Consider the following 24,034-nt stretch of genomic DNA (forward strand, 5'->3'; position numbering starts at 1 on the left):
ATGAAAGCTCACCCACCTAGGTGATTCGCTCATTGCCGGAGTTCAACCATCGCCCGCTCGAAAAACCGAATGCTGTCGCGCCCCCCACGTTTGGACTGGTACAACGCCACATCCCCCTGCTCGATCAACGCCGCCAGGCTCGCCGGCGGCTGATCGAACACGTTGGCACCAATGCTCAAGGTAACCGCATGGGGCGTAGGCACGGTCTTGTCGGCGTACTGCTGGAACTGCTCACGCAGCCCACTACCCAGTTCCATGACCCGTTCACTGCTCGCGCCACTGAGCAAGATGACGAATTCATCCCCGCCCAATCGCGCCGCCAGCGAGCGCTCGGGCAGCGTCGTACGGATCATCTCGCTCAAGGCAATCAGCAAACGGTCGCCGGCGATATGCCCGTGCAGGTCGTTGACCAGTTTGAAGTTATCAATGTCGATCAACAGCAATGCCCCGGGTTGCGCCGGGCTCACGTCCTTGAAGAAATGCCCCGCCCGCACCTCCAGTGCACGCCGGTTGTACAGCGCAGTCAGCGGGTCACGGGCTGCCAGCCGGGCAATCCGCTCTTCACGCCGGTAACGTACGGTGCCGGTCATCGACAAGGCAATCAGCATGATCGCCATCGCGCCTTCCACCAGCGAAACCTGAATGATCAGCCCGCCAAAGGTCGCCAGGTCAATCAGCGTGCCTGGCATGATCGCGATGGCCGCCTTGGCCACATAGAACAGCCCATGGATCAGCAACACATAGCGCAGTTGCACAGCCCCGACACTCAGCGATTTGCCATGTGGCCGCAGTAGGAAACTGGCCTTGAGCGTCAGCGAGGCCACCAACAACGAGTTGACCATCAGTATCACCTTCGACCACTGCGGGCCCACGGGCAGCAGCAGCAAGGCGAACCAGACCAGCACAATCATCAACCACGCACGTGACAAGCGCTCTTGAGTGAAGCGCAGCACGCCGATCAGGAAAAACACGTGGGCCACCACCAGCAAGCCATTGGCGAACCAGATTCCGATGAACAGAAAGCCGACCCCGCGCAACAATGCCAGGATGCTACCAACCGTAATCGTGGCGAAACCCGCACTCCAATACAGCAACGAGGTTTCGCGCACGCTGCGCCATTCAATCGCCAGGTACAAGGCGGCCGCAGCAGCCAAAGCGACTGAAATAGTCAGCATCGTGGGTGGATCTAACGCCATATACGCATTGGCCTGTCTGGTTAACGGGAAAAGGCCCGACTGTATGCGATCGTGATCACGTTCAGAGGGGCCTTGCACGGTTGCCTGCACATTGTAAACCAGCCCCAGACAAAGGGCCGTGGGTAGCAATATCATAATGACATCAATGCACCGTTCGCACCACTCTGGCCCTGTCGCTGGCTTGCCGGCGACAGGGCCAGTACAGGCGATGTCAGAGCACCCGTTTGATCAACGGTTCCAACCGGCTATAGCGCAATCGACGCAGAAACTTGCGTACTTGCTTGGGATGTTCGGCCTTCTCCCCCAGCGCCTCTGCCGAATCGATTCTCGGCGCAAAGCGCCGCAGTTCGGTCAACTCTGCTTCCCGTGGCGCCAGCCATTGACCCTGCGGGTCGTCGATCAGCAGGCCGTTCTCAAGGTCCAGGTTGAACCCGCGCGGGTTCAGGTTGTTACCGGTCAACAGCGAATAACGCTGGTCGATCCACACGCCCTTGGCATGGAAGGTATGTCCCGGGTCGTTCCAGATGCGTACTTGCAGCTGGCCGCTGGCAATCGCGGCGTGGCGGCGGCGGGCGAAGGCGCGCAGGTTGTCCTCGTACAGATAGGGCAATGCACCACTGGCACTGAACGGTTCGCCAGGGGCGATGTAGAAGTCGTTGGCGGTGCGGTCACCGACAATCAGTTCCACCCCAACCCCCCGCGCCAGGGCATGGTCAAGTTCGCGCATCACGACCTGTGGCGGGTTGAAATACGGTGTACTGATGATGATCTGCGCGCGCGCCACTGCCAGCAAGGCGCACAGCGCCCGGTTCAGTGGATTGCCACGGCCCACCCCCAGCAGCGGGATTACCTGCAAGCCCTGCCCCGTCACGCTGGCCGGTACCTCGTAGGCCATGCGCCGCAGCCGTGCGCGCAAACGCCGAATGTCACCGCGCAAGCTGCGGGTAGAGGGTGGCGCCGGCAGGTCGAGGCGCGGTGTGGCGGTATGGTGCAGCAACCGCTGAACCAGGCCGACCATGGCATCGGCCAGTGCCGGTGACTGGAACAGGTGATAGCGGTCCAGGCGATAGCGGTCGAAACGATGCAGGTAGACGTTGTTCAGACTGGCGCCGGTGTAGATCACGCAATCGTCGATGATGCTGCCTTTGAGGTGCAACACCCCGAACAGTTCGCGGGTCTGCACTGGCACCCCATGGATCGCGATGTCCAGCCCACGCAACTGGCGCTGGGCCTGATACCAGGCGGCATTGCCCGGCTGACGCCCGGCCCCCAGCAGCCCGCGCCTGGCGCGGAACCAGTCGACCACGATGGTGATCTCCAGGCCTGGCCGCGCGGCCTTGGCCTGGTACAAGGCATCCAGCACTTCCTGACCGGCCTCGTCCTCCTGCAGGTACAGCGCAACGATAACGATGCGCCGAGTCGCCGTACGGATGCGCTCGAACAGGCAGGCGCGGTAAGCCCTGGCATCGGGCAGCACCTGGATCGCTTCGGGGGCCATGGCGTAGCCTGGCAAGCCCGCCAGCATGGTTTCGGGGTTCACTGACGCTCACCTTCTCTGTCAATCACTGTCGGCCCAGCCAGCCGGCGGGGCCATTCCTGGCCGCTGCATCCGGGGTGTATGATCGACCCGGCAACGACCCATAACAACAAGAACCACGCGAGGCTCTGCTTTCTCACTGCCCCTGACCAACCAGGCCTCAGCTTGCACAGGAACAGCGCAATGGTCCACCCCGCTTCTGCAAACCTATCGCCGTCTAGTGTAAAGAATTGTTCGGCAAAGACCTTTGGCTTCCTTATTTTGCCCAATTTCACCACCATCGGCCTTGCGTCGGCGGTGGAGACCCTGCGCATGGCCAACCTGGCCGCGCGCAAGCCGCTGTATCGCAGTGTGCTGATCGCTGCAGACGACGCGCCGGTGGTAGCCAGCAACGGCATGCGCGTACTGCCCGACTACAACATCGCCAACGCCCCCGCGCTGGATGCCTTGCTGGTGGTCGGCGCCAACCCGATTGACCGAAGCCGTAGCAACCGCCCATTGATCGACTGGTTGCGCCAACTGGCCCGCCAGCGCTTGCCACTGGGCGGTATCTGCACCGGTAGCTACCTGCTGGCCAAGGCCGAATTGCTCAAGGGTTACCGCTGCACCATCCACTGGGAAGACCTGCCGACGTTGCAGGCACACTTCCCCGGTATCGTGATCTCAAGCCAGCTGTTCGAACTGGACCGCGACCGTTACACCTGCTCAGGCGGCGTGGCAGCCATGGACATGATGCTGCAACTGGTGGCCCGGGATACTGGCGGCCAGGACATCGCGGCCAAGGCCGCCGAGCTGTTGCTGTGCGACCGCGTACGCGGTGAGCGTGAGCGCCAGCGTGTACCGCTGCGCACCCTGCTCGGCAGCGCTCAGCCCAAACTGAGCCAGGTGGTGGCGATCATGGAGGCCAATCTGGAGGAACCGCTGGGGCTGGAGGAACTGGCCAGCCTCAACGACGTGACCGTGCGCCAATTGGAGCGGTTGTTCCACAAGTACCTGCAGCGCACGCCCAGCCAGTATTACCTGGAGCTGCGGCTGTCGCGGGCGCGGGAGTTACTGCTGCGCAGCGACGTGCAAGTGCGTGAGGTAGCGCTGGCCTGCGGCTTCAGTTCGCCTGCGCATTTTTCCAAGAGTTATAGCCGGTTCTTCGGGCTGTCGCCTTTAGGGGAGCGGCGGCAGGCCTCTCTCCATTGAATGGGGTCCTGTACTGGCTTGGCTGGCCTCTTCGCGGGCAAGCCCGCTCCTACAATGGATGCACATCGGTGGTCCGGCACAGGCCGTCGTAGGCGCGGGGTTGCCCGCGAAGAGGGCAGTGCAGGTCAACTAATCTTCAAGGGCCGCGTGCGCCGTCTCCCGACACATCAGCATGGCCACAAGCGCCACCAGTGCTGCCGCCAGCAAGTATCCTGCCGGGGCCAGCTTGCTGCCCGTCACCTGAATCAGCCAGGTGGCAATGAACGGCGCAGTCCCGCCAAACAGCGCATTGGCCACATTGAAGCTCAAGGCAAACCCGCTGAAGCGCACCCGGGTCGGAAAGATTTCGGCCAGCAGGCACGGCAAGGTCCCGTCGTTCATCGCCAGCATCGCACCGAAAAGGATCTGGATTGCCAGAATCACCAGCAGCGGCTGGCCGTCCAGCAGGCGAAACAACGGCACGGTCAACCCCAGGAACAACAGCGAGGCCACCACCAGCATGGTCTTGCGACCAAACTGGTCGGACAGCCGCCCCATCAGGAAGATCAAGCCGATATAGGTGGCCAGCGACACCGTCGAGGCGATGAACGAGTCCCGCTCGCTCATGCCCATTTCACTGGACAGGTAGGTCGGCATGTAACTGAGCAACAGGTAGAACGCAACCGCATTCAGGCAGGTGACACCCATGCCGATCGCCAGGCTGCGCCGGTGCTGGCCCAGCAGTTCGCGCAGCGGCGTCGTGGCCATGCCGGCCTTGGTTTCCAGGCGCTGCTCCATCTCCAGGAACTTGGGCGTGTCCTGCAGGCTCATGCGGATATAGCGCCCTACCAGGCCGAACGGCGCCGCCAGCAGGAACGGCAGGCGCCAGCCCCACTCATGCAGGGCTTCACTGCTGAGCAGCTCATGCAGCACCGCAACGAACGCCGCACCGAACAACAACCCCGCCGCCGTGCTGGCCGGCACGATGCTGGTGTACAAGCCACGCCGCCCAGGCGGCGCGTACTCGGCCAGGAACGCAGCGGCCCCGGCGTACTCACCCGAGGCGGAAAACCCCTGTACCAGGCGGATCAGCAACAGCAAGGCCGGTGCCCACAGCCCGATCTGCGCATAGCCCGGCAACAAGCCGATGCAAAAGGTAGATACCGACATGATCAGGATCGACCACGACAACGCGTTGCGCCGGCCGTGTCGGTCGCCGAAATGGCCCCAGACAATGCCGCCCAGCGGGCGTACCAGGAAAGACAACGCGAATACCGCGAAGGTAGCCAGCAGGCCGGTGGTCTTGTCAGTTTGCGGGAAGAAGGTGGCGGCGATGATGGTGGCCAGATAGCCGTAGGCAGCGTAGTCGAACCACTCGACGAAGTTGCCCATGAAGCTGGCCCGGGCGGCCTTGCGCAGCGCCTGGCGTTCGGCGTTGTGCGCGGGGCCGGCGATGGCGGATGGGTCTAGGGTGGTGCTGGACATGACGGGTACCCTCTGGTTCTTTTAATTGGAGGCAGGGTCTGGTGGTCATACAGGGATCTTGTTGTTGTCTGGGCCAGCCTTTTCGCGGGTGAGCCCGCTCCTACGACAACGGTGAAATCTTTGTAGGAGCGGGCTTGCCCGCGAAGCAGCCGACGCCGATGCTTATTTGCGAATGATGTTGTGCTCCGGCCCATACGGGAACCTGGTGATGTTCTCGGCGCCGCTGTCGTTGACGATCAGAATGTCATGCTCGCGATAACCGCCCGCCCCCGGTCGCCCTTCAGGCAGCATGATCATCGGCTCGATCGACACCACCATGCCCGGCTCCAGCACGGTATCGATGTCCTCGCGCAGCTCCAGCCCCGCCTCGCGGCCGTAGTAATGGCTGAGCGTGCCGAACGAATGGCCATATCCGAAGGTGCGGTACTGCAGCAGGTCGTGGCGCAGGAAGATCTCGTTCAGTTCGCGGGCGATATCGCTGCAGCGCATGCCTGGGCGCACCAGTTGCAGCCCGGCTTCGTGCACTTCGACGTTGGCCTGCCACAGACGCAGGTACTCGTCCGGGCAGTGGTCAAGGAACAGGGTGCGCTCCAGCGCGGTGTAGTAGCCGGCGATCATGGGGAAACAGTTGAGGCTGAGGATCTCGCCCTTGCCCACACGGCGGCTGGTGACCGGGTTGTGTGCGCCATCGGTGTTGAGCCCGGACTGGAACCAGGTCCAGGTGTCCATCAGCTCGGCGTCGGGGAAGCGTTTGGCAATTTCGCGCACCATCGCCTGGGTGGCGTGCAATGCCACCTCGTACTCGGGCACCTGCTCACGCAGGGCCTCGACCACTGCCGCTCCGCCGATGTCGGCCACCTGTGCACCGTGACGGATAAGCGACTGCTCCTCGGCCGACTTGATCATGCGCATACGCATGCACGGCGCAGCGATGTCCACCAGCTCGGCCTTGGGGTAGCAGGCGGCGAATTTGCCGTGGTTCTGCAGGTTCAGGTGGTCGTATTCCACGCCGATGCGCGAGGCCAGCGGCAACGCCTGCTGGATGGCGACGAAATAGTTGTCGCGCTGCCAGTCGGTGTAGACGATGTTGTCAGTGCCCACCGTGCGCCGCCAGGGTTGCCCGCCGTCGATATTGGCGCTGATCGAGACTACCTTGTCCTGGGTAATCACCAGCGCATAAGGGCGGCCGAACGAGCAGTAGAGGAAATCGCTGTAATAGTTGACGTTGTGATACGAGGTGAAGATTGCCGCCTCGATGTCCTGCTCGGCCATATAGGCCCGCAACCGGGCGTGGCGAGCAGCGTATTCCTGAGCGGAGAAGGTTGGCTGTACCTTGTCGCCATTGCGGATTTTCAGGGTCTTGGGCATTTGCATGGTCGGGGTTCCTTGTCGTTGTGAGCACGCTGTTCAGGCCGGCCGCCTGAGAAGCATTGCAACAGAACCGACGAGGACACTTTTGTATCTATCCGACCTGGAATTGGCGGGATAACCACTGGCCAAGGGGACGCTATGCGCCCCCCGCCAGGTAACGCTATTTCAAATCAAAGCGGTCCAGCTCCATGACCTTCTGCCAGGCGGCCACAAAGTCGCGGACAAACTTGTCACCGCCATCACTGCTGGCATACACCTCGCTCAACGCCCGCAACTGGGCATGCGAACCAAACACCAGATCTACCCGGCTACCGCTCCACTTCACCTGCCCGGTCTTGCGGTCGCGGCCTTCAAAGGTCTCGTTGTCCGCCGAGGTCGGTTTCCACTCCACGCTCATATCCAGCAAGTTGCGGAAGAAGTCGTTGCTCAGCGTCCCCGGCTTGTCGGTGAACACGCCGAGTTTGCTGCCACCATGGTTGGCACCGAGCACCCGCAGGCCACCGATCAGCACGGTCAGCTCCGGCGCGGTCAAGGTCAGCAACTGCGCCTTGTCCAACAACAGTTTCTCGGCCTTGATGCTGTAGCGTGCCTTGGTGAAGTTGCGGAAGCCATCGGCCAGTGGTTCCAGCACGGCGAACGACTCGACGTCGGTCTGCTCCTGGGACGCATCAACTCGTCCCGGGCGGAACCCTACGCTGCCGCTGTAACCCGCATCCTTGGCAGCTTTTTCGACTGCCGCGGTACCGGCCAGCACGATCAGGTCGGCCAGGGAAACCTTTTTGCCGCCGTTGTTGAACTCGCCCTGGATCTTTTCCAATGCCGCCAGCACCTTGTCCACGCCCTGGTTTGCAGCCCAGTCCTTCTGTGGCGCCAAGCGCAAACGTGCGCCGTTGGCACCACCGCGTTTGTCGGAGCCGCGGAAGGTCGACGCGGATGCCCAGGCGGTGGAGACCAGTTCGCCCACGCTCAAACCCGAGGCCAGGACCCTGGATTTGAGGGCCTCGATGTCTTGCTCGCTGATCGTGGATGGGTCGGCTTTGGGCAACGGGTCTTGCCACAGCAACTCTTCATTGGGCATTTCCGGGCCCAGATAGCGCGCCAGCGGGCCCATGTCGCGGTGGATCAGCTTGTACCATGCACGGGCAAAAGCATCCGCCAGCTGCTCAGGGTTTTCTTTGAAACGGCGGGCGATCGGCTCGTAGATGGGGTCGAAGCGCAATGCCAGGTCGGAGGTCAACATCGACGGTGCGTGCCTTTTACCGGGATCATGTGCATCGGGCACCATGCCTGCGCCTTTGCCATCTTTCGGCCGCCACTGGTGCGCGCCGGCCGGGCTTTTGGTCAGCTCCCACTCAAAGTCGAACAGGTTATTCAGGTACTCGTTGCTCCAACGGGTCGGGGTGGAGGTCCAGGTCACTTCCAGGCCACTGGTGATGGTATCCCCGCCTTTGCCGGAGCCAAACGTGTTGTGCCAGCCCAGGCCCTGCATCTCCAGGCCTGCCGCTTCCGGCTCGGGGCCGACGTTGTCGGCGGGGCCGGCACCATGGGTCTTGCCGAACGCGTGGCCACCGGCGATCAAGGCCACGGTTTCTTCATCGTTCATGGCCATGCGGCCAAAGGTTTCACGGATGTCCTTGCCCGAGGCCACGGGGTCGGGGTTACCTTCCGGGCCTTCCGGGTTCACGTAGATCAGGCCCATCTGCACGGCGGCCAGCGGGTTTTCCAGGTTACGCTCGGCCGACAGGTCGCGATTCTGCTCTTCACCATGCTTGGCCGGCTCGGCCACCAGGTCACCCTGCCCCGGCGGCTGCGCCTTGACCTGGTCCTTGCCGTAACGGGTATCGCCGCCCAGCCAGACCTTTTCCGACCCCCAGTACACGTCTTCGTCCGGCTCCCACACATCGGCACGCCCGCCGGAGAAGCCGAAGGTTTTGAAGCCCATGGACTCAAGGGCAACATTACCGGTGAGTACGATCAGGTCGGCCCAGGAAATCTTGTTGCCGTACTTCTGCTTTATCGGCCACAGCAGGCGCCGGGCCTTGTCCAGGCTGACGTTGTCCGGCCAGCTGTTGAGCGGGGCGAAGCGTTGCTGGCCAGAGCCCGCACCACCGCGGCCATCACCAATGCGGTAGGTGCCGGCGCTATGCCAGGCCATGCGGATGAACAGCGGGCCGTAGTGGCCGAAGTCGGCCGGCCACCAATCCTGCGAGTCGGTCATCAGGGCGGTCAGGTCTTTCTTCAGGGCCTGGAAGTCGAGGCTCTTGAACGCCTTGGCATAGTCGAAGTCCGGGTCGGGGCTGGACTTGGAGGAATGCTGGTGAAGAATTCTCAGGTTGAGCTGGTCAGGCCACCAGTCACGGTTGGTGGTGCCGCCACCTGCGGTTTGATGGAACGGGCATTTCGATTCGTTCGACATCTGCGGGTACCTTTGGGTCGGTTATCCAGATTTCCGGTCTATGCCAGTGTTCTTTCAGCCGAGCGGGTGGGCTCGTACTACCCCTCATCAGGTGTACACGGGGCTTGCGAAGCTGTCACGGCGGGGGGGCACGGTCTTGCACGCAGGTGCTGACGCGCTGCCCTGTCGCGGAATTCGCGGGGCCACGAGAAAGACTAGCCGAGCTTGGGCAGAGTTCTAATAGAGTGGCTGTTGGTGCCTGATAGGCTGACTCTGTCAGGCGCAGGCCTGTATTGGCCGCATCGTGGTCAGGCCCGCGATGAGGCCGGCACATCCATACAAGGCACAAGGCCCTGCACCATGCTTCAATACACAGCCATACCCTTTGCCCAGGACGCCGAGCCCTCATGAACCGCAACGACTTGCGCCGCGTCGACATGAACCTGCTGGTGCTGTTCGAAGCCCTGATGATCGAACGCAACCTGACCCGAGTGGGTGAAAAACTGTTTATCACCCAATCCACCGTCAGCGCCGCCCTCGCCCGCCTGCGCGAGCTGTTCGACGACCCGCTGCTGATCCGCAGCGGCCGGGCCATGGAACCCACCCCACGGGCCATGCAGATCTTTGCTGAGCTTGGCCCGGCCATGGACGTGATTTCCGCCGCCATCAGCCGCGCCCGCGAGTTCGACCCGGCCAACAGCTGCAACGTGTTCCGCCTGGGCCTTTCCGACGATGCCGAGTTCGGCCTGTTTCCGGCCCTGCTACAGGCCCTGCGTGAAGAGGCCCCGGACATTAGCGTGGTCGTGCGGCGGGCCAATTTTCTGCTGATGCCTGGCCTGCTGGCCAGCGGCGAGATCTCGGTAGGTGTGAGCTATACCACCGACCTGCCGGCCACCGCCAAGCGCCGCAAGCTGCGCGACATCGGTGTACGGGTGCTGCGCGCCGACGACCGCCCGGGGCCGCTGACCCTCGACGAATACTGCGCCCGCCCGCACGTGATGGTGTCGTTCTCCGGTGACATGAGCGGCAACATCGACCTCGACCTGGCACGCATCGGGCGTTGCCGCAAGGTGGTGCTGGCGGTGCCGCAGTTCGGTAGCCTGCGCGCCCTGCTGCGCAACACCGAGCTGATCGCCACGGTGCCGGACTATGCCGCTTGTGCCCTCGCCGACGACGGCAGCCTGCGCGCCGACCCGGCGCCGTTCGACATCACCGAGGCCGAGCTGTCGATGGTCTGGAGCGGCGCCCAGGACAACGACCCCGCCGAGCGCTGGCTGCGCGAACGCATCCTGCAGTTCATGGCCACGCAGTGATGCCCTCTCGCAGCGCAACGCTGCTCCTGCGGGTCGTACGGCCTGAAGTACGCGGCTGCTATTTGCTCCGCTGCATCCACGCGGCGCCAAGCCCGCTGAGGCAGATCACCGAAATCCCCACCAGACTCAGGGTATCCGGCACCTGGCTGTACACCACGAAGCCAAGCAACCCGGCAAAGACGATCTGGCAATAGCTGAACGGCGCCAGCAACGCCGGCGCTGCATGGCGGAAGGCCTGGGTCAACAGCAGATGCGCAGTCATGCCAAAGCCGCCCAGTGCCAGCATCAACAGGGCATGGTCCCAGCGCGGCACCTCCCAGAAGAACGGCACCAGGGCACTCATTGCCAAGGTGTTGCACAAACCCGCATAGAAGTTGCTGGTGGTCGGGCTGTCATGCGCCGCCAGAATCCGCGTCAGCAACTGATAGAAGCAGAAGCCCAATGCCGAACCGAACGGATACAGAATGGCCGGGGTAAACATCGCCCCACCAGGGTGCACCACCACCAGCACGCCGATAAAGCCCATCACCACCGCCACCCACTGCCCCACTGTCACTCGCTCTTTCAGCAGCGGCGCCGACAGCGCGGTGACCAGCACCGGGGCAAGGAAGTTGACGGCCGTGGCCTCGGCCAGTGGCAGGTATTGCAAACCGGTCGTGAACAGCAGGCTGGTGCTCAGCAGGCTCAGGGCCCGCAAGGTCTGCAATACCGGCCGGCGTGTGCGCAATACATTGAGCCCAGACTTGGGCAGGAAGATACCGGCCATCAGCAGCGTGTGCACCACATAACGCGCCCACACCACCATGACTATCGGGTACAGGCCACCCAGGAATTTGGACAAGGCATCGTGGCTGGCGAACAGGAACGTCGCCACCACCACCAACGCGATGCCGCGCAGAGGTTGGTTGACGCCGGACAGCGGTGTGCTGGAACTCATGGCTCTCTCGATGACGGCGCGGCAGCATGCCCCGCCCAAGGAAGGCCGCGCAGGCATTGCCTGGCGGATGTAACAGCTGGGATTCTAGAAGAGATGGCGCAGAATAAGGAAGTTCATTTGCCGCTTGACCCGGCCAAGTGCAATTTCTGTTCGCTGATCGACCACTTTCCACGTTGTCTGCATGGTCCGTGCACGGTTGATCGCCGACCATCGACCGACCCTGCACACCCTACAAGGAATTTACATGCAAAGGCTCAGCACCCGCACCGGCCTGGACCTGCCCGCCATCGGCCTGGGCACCTGGCCAATGACCGGCAGTGAATGCACCCAGGCCGTGCGCCAGGCACTGGACGTGGGTTACCGGCACATCGACACTGCCACCGCCTACGAAAACGAAGCGGCCGTTGGCCAGGCGCTGCGTGACAGCGACGTGCCACGCGAGCAGATCCACCTGACCACCAAGGTCTGGTGGGACCGCCTGGAGCCCAACGCCATGCGTCAGTCGCTGGAAGACAGCCTGCGCGCGCTGGGTACCGAACAGGTCGATCTGTTCCATATCCACTGGCCAGGCACGGACTGGGACCTGGCCCGCAGCATCGACACCCTGGTAGCGCTGCGTGACGAAGGCAAGGCGCGCCACATTGGCGTGGCCAACTTCCCGTTGGGGTTACTGCGCCAGGTGGTGGAAACCCTGGGCGCGCCGTTGTCGGCGATTCAGGTGGAATACCATGTTCTGCTCAGCCAGCAACCGCTACTCGACTTCGCCCGCAGCCATGACCTGTTGCTCACCGCCTACACCCCGCTGGCACGCGGCCAGGCAGCGGCCCAGCCGGTGATCCAGGCAATTGCCCGCAAGCATGGTGTGCTGCCCAGCCAGGTGGCGCTGAAATGGCTGCTGGACCAGGACGGCGTGGCGGCGATCCCCAAAGCCAGCAGCCGCGATAACCAGCTGGCCAACCTGGCCGCGTTGACCGTGCAGCTGGATGACGAAGACCGCGCAGCCATTGCCGGGCTGCCGAAAGACCAACGCGTGGTTAGCCCGCCGTTTGCCCCGGACTGGAACAGCTGAGGCCGCCGCGCTAGTCATTGTTCTTGGGTGATGACCTGCTTCAACCGCTCGCCCGCCGGTGCCGGCCGCCCGTAAAAGTAGCCCTGGAAGTGCGAACAGCCTTCCGCCGCGAGCCGGCGCATCTGCTCCTCCGACTCCACGCCTTCGGCCGTGGTCTTGATCATCAGGCTGTTGGACAGCTCGGTAATGGCGCGAATGATCGACATGGCCTCGCGGCTGTCGCACATGTCATGCACGAACGACTTGTCGATCTTGATCCGGTCGAACGGGAATGAACGCAGGTAGCCCAGCGATGAGTAGCCGGTACCAAAGTCATCCAGTGAAATGGACACGCCCAGGTCTTTCAGTGCGCGCAAGGTACGCACGTTTTCCTCGCTGTTGCCCAGCAGTACCGACTCGGTAATTTCCAGCTCCAGCCGCTGCGGCGGCAGGCCCGAGTCGGCCAGCGCGAGGGCGACGGAATGCACCAGGTCGCCGTTCTTGAACTGCACCGCCGACAGGTTGACCGACACCGTCTGCTCACTGTCCCAACTGGCCGCCTCCTGGCAAGCCAGATTCAGCGCACGGTTGCCCAGCTCGTGGATCAACCCGGTTTCTTCGGCAATGGGGATGAAGTCCATCGGCATGACCATGCCACGGGTCGGGTGTTCCCAGCGCAGCAGCGCCTCATAACCGGTAACGCTGCTGGTCTGATGATCGACTACCGGCTGGTAGTGCAGCTGCAACTGCCCCAGGTGCAACGCTGTGCGCAGGTCGGTTTCCACCAGGCGGCGCTGACGGGCAGCAACGTCCAGTTCGACATCAAAGCATTCATAACGATTACGGCCGTTACGCTTGGCCTGGTACAGGGCCATGTCGGCGTAACCCAACAGTTGCTCTGCCTGGTCATTGTCATCAGGCGCGATGGCGATGCCGATGCTCACCCCCACCACGAACTGATGCCCTTCGATCTGGAATGGCGGGCTGATGGCCTTGATCAGGCGCTGGGCGGTATTACACGCGGCATCCCGCCCCTCCAGGCCCGTCAGCACCACGGCGAACTCGTCGCCACCCAGGCGGGCCAAGGTGTCGTGCTCACGCAGTTCGCGGCGCAGACGCTTGCCCAACTCGCGTAGCAGCTTGTCACCAAAGGCATGGCCCAGGGAGTCGTTGATGTTCTTGAAGTTGTCCAGGTCCAGGCACAGGGCAGCCGTCAGCTTGGCGTTTTCGCTGCCGCGCAACAGGGCCTGGCGTAGCCGTTCGTGGAACAGCGTACGGTTGGGCAGCCCGGTGAGCGCGTCATGGTGCGCCATGTGATGGATCTGCGCATGGGCGGCCAGCTCTTCGGTGGCATCTTCAGCCACGAACAACACGTAATCGGCCTGCCCCTCGCGGCTCTGGCTGAGCAGGGTACGGCTGCGCAGGGTGCGAGGGCCACGGGCGGTGTCGACGCGCGTTTCGGCGGCGTGCCCTTTGGTACTGCGGGCACCACGCACAAGTTGCTGTTCCAGGTAGTCACCGGCAGCCGGTGCCAGGCATTCCCTGGGCAACTGGCCGATCATGCTGCGCTGAGGCCCGCCGAACAGACGTTCGGCCTGCTGATTGGCCAACAGGATGCGCTGGGTTTCCAGGTCCTGGACGATGACGCTCGCGGGAATGTTGGCAATCACCGAATCGAGAAACTGCGAAAGCTTGGCCATTTCCTGGCTGTACTGCTCGGCCAGCTCTTTGGCCTGCAGCAGTTCGAGCTCCTGGCGGTGACGTTCGGAAATGTCGCGGGTGACCTTGGCGAAACCCACCAGTTGCCCGGCATCGTCGTAAACCGCTTCGATGACCACATGGGCGTGGAAGACCGTCCCGTCCTTGCGCAGGCGTGCGCCCGTTTCTTCAAAGCGTCCGGTGCTGCGCGCCTGCTCCAGGTTTAACGCCGGCAACCCGGCTACGCGCTCGGCATCGGTGTAGAACAACGAGTAATGCTGACCGACGATTTCCTCGGCACGGTACCCCTTGGCGCGCTGGGCGCCGGGGTTCCAGTTGGCGACGATACCTTCAGGGGTGAGCAGGTAGATGGCATAATCCACCACGCTCTGGATCAACAGCCGGTACATGATGTCGGGGTTTGCTGCGAGCGACATGAACTTTACCTGAACCTTCGAAGCGCATGAAAACGGACCCCGGCACGCGGCGGCCGGGTCTTGGAAAGCGATGGTGGCATTATGCCGCTCACGAGCGTTTTGTGAAGCACATCACAAAAATGGCGCTATCCCTTATCCACCCCACGAAAAGGCGCCCCCCCTCAATGGCGGGTGCCGGTCACCAGAAAATTGAGCAAGTCCGGCTCATCCCCCAAGGCGATAGCCTGCGCCGGCCGCGGCAGGCTCGCCAGCACGGCATTGCAGAAAGCCACGGCGGGCAGATCCTGTGCGTAGCAACGCAGCAGCCAGTCACCCTCCCCCCCCAGCAACTGCAACGCCACCGCTCGGCCGATGCCCTGGCGACGGTACTTCTTCAAGATGAACAGGTCGGCAAGCTCGTGCGCATCGATGCCAGGCAGTTCGCTGCGCTCGACCAGCACGAAGCCGGCGATGAATCCGTCCACCAGCACCAGATACGCGCCCCAGCCGTCGTCCTGCCAGTAGCGGTGCAGGTGCTCCTCGTGGATGTAGAAACGGCCGTCCGCCTCGACGTCTTCCTGCTCCCAGTCGGAGGACTCGTAGCAATAGAACTGGTAGAGGTTGCGGATCAGCGGAGCCTGGTCGATGGTGGTTGGCAGCAGCGCGAGGGGGAGCATGGTGTGGGGCCTGAGCAAAAAGACGATTCTAGATCACCAGGCCCTTGCAGCAAAAAGCCCGGGACCTCCCCGCACGGAAAGCCCCAGGCAAAATCACAGTGACAAAACCTCGGACTCAGCCCTCCTGCAACGCCCGCGGCCGGTGGCTTCGCTCTTCGGCGTCAGGCGACTGGGCACCCTGTAAGCGGAAGTCGAATGACAACTCGGCAAAGCGCTCGCCCTGCACGTCGCGGTCGCGTGCCGCCGCCGCATCCTCGACAAAACGCAGTTCGCCGATCAGGCCGTCGCGGGTGGCATAGGCAAAGTCGTCCCACAGGTACTTGTCGCCCGCAAAGTTGATCTGCGTGGTCAGGTGGCGGTGCCCCGGTGCCGAGATGAAGAAGTGCACGTGCGCCGGGCGCTGGCCATGGCGGCCGAGCAGGTCCAGGCATTCCTGGGTTGGGCCCTGCGGGTCGCAGCCATACCCCGATGGCACGATCGAGCGCGCGCGGTAACGGCCCTCGGCATCGGTGATGATACGCCGGCGCAGGTTGAACTCGGACTGGGTCGAATCGAAGTACGAATAGGTGCCCTGGGTATTGGCGTGCCACAGGTCGACGGTGGCACCGGCCAACGGCTTGCCGTCGGCATCGAACACCTGGCCCTGAAGGAACATCACCACGCCTGGGTCAGTGCCGTCGTCCATGCGCGCTTCGCCTTGGGCCAGCGGCGCCCCGGCAACGTACAACGGGCCTTCGATGGTGCGCGGGGTGCCGCCGCCAAGGCCGGCTTCGGCATCCTTGGCATCCTGCAGCAGGTCGAGGAAGTGCTCGATACCCAGGCCAGCAGCCAGCAGGCCTGCCTCGTTACGGCCGCCCAGGCGGTTGAGGTAGTGGACGGCGTGCCAGAACTCGTCCTCGGTAATCTCCAGGTCTTCGATCAGGCGGGCGGTGTCCTGCAGCACGCGCAGAATGATCTGCTTGAAGCGCGGGTTTCCTTCGGCATGGTCCAGGCCAGCTACCCGGTTGAAGAAGGCTTGAATGTCGGCAGTGTGGGAAATTTTCACGGTCATCGTGCTTACCTCGTATTGTTCTTGTCAGGCATACAGGTGCGAATCAGCGATCGTCGCTGTGAATAGACGAGGGATGCCGACACAGGCCGTCGACCTCGATGTCCATGTACGGGAACAGCGGCAGCTGCATCAGCGTGTCATGCAATGCCTCGACGCTGGGCACATCGAACACGCTGTAGTTGGCGTAATGCCCGGCAATGCGCCACAGGTGGCGCCAGGTGCCTTCGCGCTGCAGGCGCTGGGCCAGTTCCTTTTCGTCGGCCTTGAGCTGGGCGGCCTTGGCCGGGTCCATGTCGACCGGCAGCTTTACGGTCATCTTCACGTGGAACAACATGGTTATCTCCTTGCTTGCTGATCAGCGACGGGCGAAGCGCGCCAGGCGCTGTTCGTCCAACGTCAGGCCCAGGCCTGGGGTGTGGGGGATGTGCAGCTGGAAGTCGCGGTATTGCGGCGGTTCGTTGACGATCTCCTCGGTCAGCAGCAGCGGCCCGAACAACTCCGTACCCCAGGTGAGCTGGCGCAGGGTTAGGAATGCATGGGCCGAAGCCAGGGTGCCGATCGAGCCTTCGAGCATGGTGCCGCCGTACAAGGCGATGCCAGCGGCCTCGGCGATCTGTGCAGTGCGCAGCACCGCGCGCGGGCCACCATTCTTGGCGATTTTCAGGGCGAAGATGCTGGCGGCGCCGTCGGCGGCCAGGCTGAAGGCGTCCTCGACGCTTTCGATCGACTCATCGGCCATGATCGGTGCCGGGCTGCGCTGGTTCAGGCGGACCTGGCCACCGCGGTTGATACGCGAAATCGGCTGCTCGATCAGGTCGATGCCATTGTCGCCCAATACCTGGCAGGCGCGGATGGCCTGGGACTCGTCCCAGTACTGGTTGACGTCGACCCGCACGCTGGCGCTGTCACCCAGCTCGCGCTTGATCGCGACCACGTGCTTGAGGTCCTGCGCCACCGGGTTGGCGCCGATTTTCAGCTTGAACACCCGGTGCCGGCGAATGTCCAGCATGTGCTGAGCTTCGGCGATGTCGCGGGCGGTGTCGCCGCTGGCCAGGGTCCAGGCCACCTCCAGGCTGTCACGTACGCGGCCACCCAGCAGTTCGCTGACCGGCAGGCCCAGGCGTTTGCCCTGGGCGTCGAGCAAGGCGCTTTCGAGGCCGGACTTGGCGAAGGTGTTGCCCTTGGCCAGCTTGTCCAGCTTGAGCATGGCGGCATTGATGTTGTCTGCCGGCAGGCCGATCAGCGCCGGGGCGAGGTACGCGTCGATGTTGGCCTTGATGCCTTCGGGGCTTTCGTAGCCATACGCCAGGCCACCGATGGTGGTGGCTTCACCGATGCCTTCCACGCCATCACTGCAGCGCAGTCGCAATACCACCAGGGTCTGCTGCTGCATGGTGTGCATCGCCAGCTTGTGCGGGCGAATGGTCGGGAGATCGACGATAATTGCATCTATGTGTTCAATCAGCGCGCTTGTCATTGTTGCCAGGTCCCGTCAGGTCGGGCTTCCAGTCGCAGGCCCGTGTGATGCGTTTACTTGATTGTTGAAGGATTGCGCGAGACCCTGACGACCGTCCAATATCAAATGAATCTCCCACCATACCCTGGAGGTCTGATGGAGCTGCGCCACCTGCGTTACTTCAAAGTCTTGGCCGAGACCCTGAACTTCACCCGCGCCGCCGAGCTGCTGCACATCGCCCAGCCACCCCTGAGCCGGCAGATCAGCCAGCTGGAGGACCAGCTCGGCACCCTGCTGGTGGTGCGCGAACGTCCGCTGCGGCTGACCGAAGCCGGCCGCTTCTTCTACGAGCAGACCTGCACCGTGCTGCAGCAGTTGCAGAACATCAGCGACAACACCCGCCGCATCGGCCAGGGCCAACGCCAGTGGCTGGGCATCGGCTTTGCGCCCTCTACCCTGTACACCGTGCTGCCGGAGCTGATCCGCGAACTGCGCCAGGACAGCGAGCTGGAACTGGGCCTGAACGAGATGACCACCTTGCAACAGGTGGAGGCGCTGAAAAGCGGGCGTATCGACATTGGCTTCGGGCGCATTCGCATCGACGACCCGGTGATTCACCAGCAGGTGCTGTGCGAGGACCCGCTGGTGGCCGTGCTGCCCAAGGGCCACCCCCTGGCGGGCAGCCCCCTCACTCTGGCCCAGCTGGCTGGCGAAGCGTTCATCCTCTACCCAGCCAATCCCCGGCCCAGCTATGCCGACCACGTGCTGGCGCTGTTCGCCCACCACGGCATGAGCATTCGTGTCAGCCAATGGGCCAACGAACTGCAGACCGCCATCGGCCTGGTAGCGGTTGGCGTCGGGGTGACCCTGGTGCCAGCATCGGTACAGCAGCAGCACCGTACCGATATCGAGTATGTCGGCCTGCTTGATAGCGGCGCCGTCAGCCCCATCATCCTCAGCCGGCGCAAGGGTGATGTAAGCCCGATCGTGCAGCGGTGCCTGGCGTTGATCGGGCAACAGGCCATATGAACACACCATGCCCCTCGCGGGCGCGCCCGCGAACACGGGCAGCGCAATTTCAAGGCTTCGGCGGTCAATGAGGTTTTGGGGCCAATGAGCTTGCAATCATTGTCAAAATGAACATGGCCATTTGCTACATCTCCCAATGCCTACTAGATTCTTTGAGCGCCGCCATCGTGTCACCAGGAAGGTGGCCCCTCATACCCGCCAATCAATGCAGAATGGAGTTCTCAGAATGGCTATCAGTGCCAAAGTTAACGCTGAATTTTTGATCGACAAGAAGACCTACGAGGCTTCGCTCACCATCCCTGACTCCGCACCCACTGCCGATAAGCCGTTCACTTTCACTGTTACCTCGAAGGGCCCTGAAGCAGGGGCGGTAGAGCAGAAGCTTCTCGAAGTCGCTGTGGGTGCCACTAACCAGGTATACGTTGCAGTTGCACCACCAATGGACCTCATCTCTGATGCCATTGGCGGTGACGCCAAGGTCGTTCAGGCGCTGAACGTGGAAGTCTCCGAAGGCACCTACAAAGACGGGAAATTCGTCGTCACGCCTTGACCCTTCTCGGTGGGGCATACTTCTGTGCCCCACCGCTTTGATTCACCAGCCTGCGGGAGGGCACCTTGCCCATGGATATCCGCATTACGGCGCACTTTGCCTGGTCGGAGATTTTTGGTGGCATGTTTGCCACCCAGAGCAAGTGCCAGCTTGACCTGTCACGTCAGTACAGCCTGATCTATGCAGACTTGGGAACAGGGTTAGCAGAGGGATGGGATGTTTTGGCCGTAATAAACAGAGCCTTCAAAACTGACCTTCCCACCGGGCATCTACGGGTCAACGATGCCGGTTTTTTTACCTTCAGCCACTTCGGCGAAGGATCGCCCCCCCCTAAAACCTACCTGGATAGTATTTTCCCGCAGTCACCGGTCCCATCCAGCGTATCCGGGACCACCGCGCCGATGGACAATACCGCGGGCTTTTGGCTGACGGTTAGCCTAAAGGACATCGAGCTATTCGGTAGTCTGATTGAAATCGGCTACGACTCGCCAGCAGGCGCGGGGGACAAGCTTTCACTGTCGGCGGTGCTGTCCAAAGGGACCGTTGCCGGCACCGCAGTCAAAGAGGCCATCTATTCGGCAAGTTTGCCCAACATCCGCCTGTTCAAGATTTTCGGCTTCGAGAACGTCGAGGTCCGTTACCGCTTCAGCACTGCCAGACAGCTCGCTGTCAAAGGTTTGCTGCGTGTATCACTTTTCGATCAGAAGGAGTATCTGTTCCAAGGGGCGCTGATTTCAGACGATGTCAATAAGACGTTCTCGGCCTGCCTGCAGAGCGTCGAGCCAGACGAAAGCGTCCCCCGGCTTTTCGATGGCCAGATGCGCGGTATTTCGTTCCGGCGCCTGGTCTTCGGGGTGTTCGCCAAGTATGGCAGCACCGACGCGCAGAGAAGCATCCAGGTGCAGGGTACAGTTCAGGTCGGCTCCGCCCAGCTTACCGGGTACATCTACCTACAGAACGGCAAACCCCAGGTGGCCAGCGTCAAGGTCGACAAGACCCTGTCGATCGGCGATGTGTTCAACCAATGCATCCCCGGAGCGCTGTGGCCCACTTCCCTCATCGACATCACATTCATGGCGGGCACCGAGCTGTACTACCGCTTAGCAAGCGACAAGCAGCCTGAAAGGCTGGAGACATTCGCCTGCCCTGCCACAGGTGAACTTCCCTCAGCCCCCCTCGCGAGCAGCATTGACTATCAGAACGGGTTCAACATCAGAGCGTTGTTCGAACTGAAGCTGGTCGAGACCCTGGAAGTGATCGGCACTATCCAGATTGGTAAGGATGGCGTCACTGCCGACATCGGCCTAGGGAAGCCCATCAACCTCTTCATCGTCACCATCGCTGCCGCACACGCCAGCGAACCCAGCGGCGGGCCGGCCTTCGAGCTGTCCACAGTCGAGGGTAAGTCATCGATGGGGTTCGTCGGCAGCATCTGGTTCATGCAGGCGCCATTCGGTGTCGACGTCAGTGTGAAGACCATCAAGAATGCCAAGGGCAACTCACAGATCGACTGCGCGCTCACGGCCCTGTCCGATCATTCGCCGTTTCTGCCCAAGGGCACTTCCCTAGGGCTTCGATACAGCAAGGACGGAGGTTTCCAGGTCACGAACTGGCCGAGCTTCGAGTACCTGACCAAAGCCATCGACTTCATCAAGACCTTACAAGAACTGTCCAAGGAAGGCAGCCCCGGTTGCGGCAAGCTGGTCGGATTCGCATTCGAGAAGTTGCTGCAGTCAAAATTCAAGATGAGTGTCTCGTTCAGTACTCAGGAGAATGATAAGGGCGTGAACCTGCTACTCAACGGGACCTACACCCTTTCCGTCGCGGATACCTCACTCACCGCCGTGGCAATACCCTTTCCTGAGATCGTGAGCTTCCCCCTACCAAACACAATTGAGTTCTCGGAACTTGGCGACTACATAGAGCGCGCGCTTGCGTCAGCAGCAGAGTCATTTGTCCGAGGCCTGCTGAAGAACCGTGAGGCCATTGCTGCCGTCATCGGCCTGACGGCGGGCAAGGCCGCAGCGTCCTATGCGGCCACCCTTGCATGCCAGTCATTGATAGACGGCGCAGCAGCAGATGCCGTTGTTGCGACCGCAGCCGAGGCATTTGCAGCGGCCACGGCCGCCGAGGCCGGCGGCGCCGCAGCCGGAGCATTGGTGGCCGGCGCTGTAGCCGCTGTCACCAGTTTCTTCGGTGGGACTGGCACTGGCACTGGCACTGGCACTGGCACTGGGACTGGGACTGGGACTGGCACCGGTACCGGTACCGGTACCGCGACACAGAGCCCACCCGACAATCCGCGAGTCAGCATCAGCAATCGCGTCGTTACCCTGACCTGGGGTGGAGGCCAAGGCAACGCAGGCTATCACGCGCAATTGCTCGACAGCGCTGCGAAGGTCCTGCTCGATAGACCGGGCCTAGATGGCGCCACCCGCAATAGTGCGTTCGAGTTTGACGTGCAGTGGCCGTCCGGCCCCTACAAAGCACAGGTCCAAGGTGTTCGTGGTGAATCAGCCACCGATTGGGCGGGGGCCCCATTCAATCGACTGACTGCGCCAGACCAACCACGCGCTCAACAAAACCCAGCCGTCAATGCGCCGGATTACGGCGTGCAACTGAACTGGCCTGCCGTTGCGGGTGCCTCGTCCTACGAGCTTTCAATTACCCAACCAGGAAGCGGAATCGAAAAAGAACCAATCAGGCCTGACCAGCAACAGCCCCTTCCGCCCACGACATACGCGTTCATTTTCAACGAGGCTTCGCCGGCAGGTGATTACGGTTTCAGCGTTGCGGCACAAGGCGGGAATACGTCCGTAGACAGCCCTGACAGCCAGACGCTGACACTGGTTCGTCCAGATCAGCCTCAGGAGCTGCAAGCCAGCAGTGCCGGCAGCAGCGTAGTGTTGCGCTGGCGCGCCGTGGCCCAAGTATTCCGCTACCAGGTTTTGGCCAAGAGGGAGGGATCTTCTCTTCTGGTCATCGATCTGCAAACCCGCGACGAAGGTGGCGTAGTGCATGCCGAGTTCGCCTTGGCCAGTGTGTCGAACACCCCTGTTGTCTATCATCTGCAGGTCCAGGCCCTGCCCGGCGCCGGCCAGGTCGACTACGTCGCGGGTGTGCCATCGGCTGTAGTCGACGTGACGATCACGTCTTATTCGACCGCAGCAGAAATGGCGGCAGCGCTCAACGCCCTCCATATCGAAGGCAGCCAATGCGGCACTCGGTTGCTCGCGGCGTTCCCGGCGCTCACCCCGAACACTTTGGCCAGCGCAATGGCACAAGGCGGTTACGCTGCGCAAGACACGAGCCAGGGCCTGATTGCCGTCTGGCCAAAGACTTCACCCTCGGACCTTGCCGCGGCATTGGCCTTCGCATACTCCGGCCCAGTGGACTGGGCGCGACGCATGTTCGCCCAGGGTGTTCCAGCTACTGAGTGCGCGAGTCAGCTGGTGCAGAGGTTCAAATCCCTCACGCTGAGTTCATTGGCCAATGCCCTGGCCCAAGGTGGATACACATCCTTAGAAACCAGTAAGGCACTGCTCGCTGTATGGCCGGGCACCCCCCCGCTTGAGTTGGCAGCTGCGCTTGCCCTGGCGTACCCGGACCCGGTGCAGTTTGCAGCCTCTCAGTATGCCCAAGGCATCATGGGTGAAGCGTGTGCAGTCAATCTGTTGAAAGCATTCCCCCACCTTGGCGCTGCAGAACTGGCAAGCGCTATGGCAAAAGCAGGCTACCTCGTGACAGACACGGCAACCGGACTCAGGGCTGCCTTCAGCGACATCTCGCCCGCGGAGCTATCAACTGCGCTAGTCAGCGCATATCGGTAAAGGCGGGAGCTTTTGACGCTCCTGAGCATTCATGCGCACCGCTGTATCGCTACAACGAGCAACAGGATCTACCCGTTCACATGCATCACTCACCCAGTCAGTGTCTACGAAAGGAATCCAACATGAGCATCGAGTCTTTGATCAGCATCCTGCAGTCGTTGAAACAGCAAGGCCTGAGCCCTTTAGATGCGATAAGAACCGCTCTTTCCCAGCCCCAGTCGCAGTCTCGGGCCCTTGGATCAACCGAGGACAGTACCACCGTGGCTGAAGCCGTGATTGAAGTCTTCTCCCCCCTGACCGCGACTCAGCTGGCAACCATCCTGCATTCGCTCTATCCCGCCATGACCGCACTTGAGGTCGGGACGACCATTCTCAGCCCAAAGGTTTTGCCAGCCACTCCGGCTACTGAGATGACTGAAGCACTCACGAAAGCAGGCTTCAGCGCAGAGAGCGTCAGCGATGCGGTCAACATCCTGTACCCGGTCGCCGTGACCATCCAGGCTAACCAAGCCTGGCAGGAAACTGGAGTCACATTGACAGGTCGTCAAGTCACCCTGATAACTGCGCAGGGCTCCTGGACGGCCAACCCTGCCACAGGGAAGGTAGGCCCCGCTGGCAACACTAGCTACCGCGCAAAAGAAGGCTACACGTTGCCCGGTGCATTCGAGGGGGCGTTGATCGGTCGCCTCGGGACCAACGCTCCGTTCTTGGTTGGACCGCAGATCAAAGTGCCGGCAGGACAGTCTGGTCCATTGCTGCTGTGTATCAACGATGACATCAACGGGATTTATGGGGCAGGCCTAAAAGACAACCAGGGTAGTCTGCAGGTGAAGATCGAGACACAAAGCGAATGACCGAAACTGCCAGCCCGGTGC

18 protein-coding genes are annotated in these 24,034 nt (G+C 62.2%); 7 read left to right on the forward strand and 11 right to left on the reverse strand.

Annotation, left to right across the window (positions count from 1 at the left end):
* Positions 1-29: 29 nt before the first annotated feature.
* Both FQ668_RS17675 and pssA read right to left on the reverse strand, forming a co-directional pair.
* On the reverse strand, positions 30-1,175 hold the full coding sequence (locus FQ668_RS17675; RefSeq protein ID WP_026031929.1) for a GGDEF domain-containing protein: 1,146 nt from the start codon (positions 1,173-1,175) through the stop codon (positions 30-32).
* A 232-nt stretch (positions 1,176-1,407) separates the two neighbouring features.
* A complete protein-coding gene (gene pssA / locus FQ668_RS17680) occupies positions 1,408-2,736 on the reverse strand; it encodes a CDP-diacylglycerol--serine O-phosphatidyltransferase (RefSeq protein WP_019438324.1) in 1,329 nt (442 codons plus the stop codon).
* Positions 2,737-2,916: 180 nt separating this feature from the next.
* On the opposite strand from pssA, the gene FQ668_RS17685 reads away from it, so the two are divergent.
* On the forward strand, positions 2,917-3,924 hold the full coding sequence (locus tag FQ668_RS17685; protein ID WP_014860028.1) for a GlxA family transcriptional regulator: 1,008 nt from the start codon (positions 2,917-2,919) through the stop codon (positions 3,922-3,924).
* Between the two features lie 129 nt (positions 3,925-4,053).
* On the opposite strand, the gene FQ668_RS17690 is transcribed toward FQ668_RS17685, so the two are convergent.
* The 3 genes from FQ668_RS17690 to katG all read right to left on the reverse strand — a co-directional run bounded on the left by FQ668_RS17690 (position 4,054) and on the right by katG (position 9,175).
* Positions 4,054-5,388, reverse strand: coding sequence for an MFS transporter (locus FQ668_RS17690; protein ID WP_010954505.1), 1,335 nt, complete (start codon positions 5,386-5,388; stop codon positions 4,054-4,056).
* A gap of 162 nt (positions 5,389-5,550) precedes the next feature.
* Positions 5,551-6,762 (reverse strand): M24 family metallopeptidase, encoded by a 1,212-nt coding sequence (locus FQ668_RS17695; RefSeq protein ID WP_014590572.1) that lies wholly within the window; start codon positions 6,760-6,762, stop codon positions 5,551-5,553.
* Positions 6,763-6,919: 157 nt separating this feature from the next.
* Positions 6,920-9,175: a catalase/peroxidase HPI gene (katG, locus tag FQ668_RS17700; protein ID WP_019438325.1), complete on the reverse strand. Its 2,256-nt coding sequence runs from the start codon at positions 9,173-9,175 to the stop codon at positions 6,920-6,922.
* 386 nt (positions 9,176-9,561) lie between these two features.
* Here katG and FQ668_RS17705 point away from each other — a divergent pair, with 386 nt between their 5' ends.
* The gene (locus FQ668_RS17705) at positions 9,562-10,467 is read left to right on the forward strand and encodes a LysR family transcriptional regulator (protein WP_019438326.1); all 906 of its coding nucleotides are present in this window, start codon (positions 9,562-9,564) and stop codon (positions 10,465-10,467) included.
* A gap of 58 nt (positions 10,468-10,525) precedes the next feature.
* On the opposite strand, the gene FQ668_RS17710 is transcribed toward FQ668_RS17705, so the two are convergent.
* The gene (locus tag FQ668_RS17710) at positions 10,526-11,404 is read right to left on the reverse strand and encodes a DMT family transporter (protein ID WP_019438327.1); all 879 of its coding nucleotides are present in this window, start codon (positions 11,402-11,404) and stop codon (positions 10,526-10,528) included.
* A gap of 244 nt (positions 11,405-11,648) precedes the next feature.
* On the opposite strand from FQ668_RS17710, the gene FQ668_RS17715 reads away from it, so the two are divergent.
* The gene (locus FQ668_RS17715; RefSeq protein WP_014590568.1) at positions 11,649-12,473 is read left to right on the forward strand and encodes an aldo/keto reductase; all 825 of its coding nucleotides are present in this window, start codon (positions 11,649-11,651) and stop codon (positions 12,471-12,473) included.
* 14 nt (positions 12,474-12,487) lie between these two features.
* On the opposite strand, the gene FQ668_RS17720 is transcribed toward FQ668_RS17715, so the two are convergent.
* The 5 genes from FQ668_RS17720 to FQ668_RS17740 form a co-directional block, all read right to left on the reverse strand.
* Positions 12,488-14,587, reverse strand: a complete 2,100-nt coding sequence (locus FQ668_RS17720) for a bifunctional diguanylate cyclase/phosphodiesterase (RefSeq protein WP_019438328.1) — start codon at positions 14,585-14,587, stop codon at positions 12,488-12,490.
* Positions 14,588-14,748: 161 nt separating this feature from the next.
* On the reverse strand, positions 14,749-15,243 hold the full coding sequence (locus FQ668_RS17725; RefSeq protein WP_014590566.1) for a GNAT family N-acetyltransferase: 495 nt from the start codon (positions 15,241-15,243) through the stop codon (positions 14,749-14,751).
* 115 nt (positions 15,244-15,358) lie between these two features.
* Positions 15,359-16,294, reverse strand: a complete 936-nt coding sequence (gene catA, locus FQ668_RS17730) for a catechol 1,2-dioxygenase (RefSeq protein WP_019438329.1) — start codon at positions 16,292-16,294, stop codon at positions 15,359-15,361.
* Positions 16,295-16,337: 43 nt separating this feature from the next.
* Positions 16,338-16,628, reverse strand: coding sequence for a muconolactone Delta-isomerase (gene catC, locus FQ668_RS17735; RefSeq protein ID WP_003256111.1), 291 nt, complete (start codon positions 16,626-16,628; stop codon positions 16,338-16,340).
* 21 nt (positions 16,629-16,649) lie between these two features.
* Positions 16,650-17,771: a muconate cycloisomerase family protein gene (locus FQ668_RS17740; RefSeq protein WP_014590564.1), complete on the reverse strand. Its 1,122-nt coding sequence runs from the start codon at positions 17,769-17,771 to the stop codon at positions 16,650-16,652.
* 135 nt (positions 17,772-17,906) lie between these two features.
* On the opposite strand from FQ668_RS17740, the gene catR reads away from it, so the two are divergent.
* From catR to FQ668_RS17760, 4 genes are all read left to right on the forward strand, one after another.
* Complete coding sequence (catR, locus tag FQ668_RS17745; RefSeq protein ID WP_014590563.1) at positions 17,907-18,779, forward strand: HTH-type transcriptional regulator CatR; 873 nt, start codon at positions 17,907-17,909, stop codon at positions 18,777-18,779.
* A 226-nt stretch (positions 18,780-19,005) separates the two neighbouring features.
* On the forward strand, positions 19,006-19,329 hold the full coding sequence (locus FQ668_RS17750; RefSeq protein ID WP_014590562.1) for a hypothetical protein: 324 nt from the start codon (positions 19,006-19,008) through the stop codon (positions 19,327-19,329).
* 71 nt (positions 19,330-19,400) lie between these two features.
* Entirely contained in the window at positions 19,401-23,159 is a 3,759-nt protein-coding gene (locus tag FQ668_RS17755; protein ID WP_144180424.1) for a hypothetical protein, read from the forward strand.
* A 122-nt stretch (positions 23,160-23,281) separates the two neighbouring features.
* Positions 23,282-24,013 carry a hypothetical protein gene (locus tag FQ668_RS17760; protein WP_019438331.1) on the forward strand — a complete coding sequence of 244 codons (732 nt, stop codon included), beginning with the start codon at positions 23,282-23,284 and terminating at the stop codon, positions 24,011-24,013.
* The last annotated feature ends 21 nt before the right edge of the window (positions 24,014-24,034 follow it).

The organism is Pseudomonas sp. Kh14, from assembly GCF_900291005.1.
GTDB lineage: Bacteria > Pseudomonadota > Gammaproteobacteria > Pseudomonadales > Pseudomonadaceae > Aquipseudomonas > Aquipseudomonas alloputida.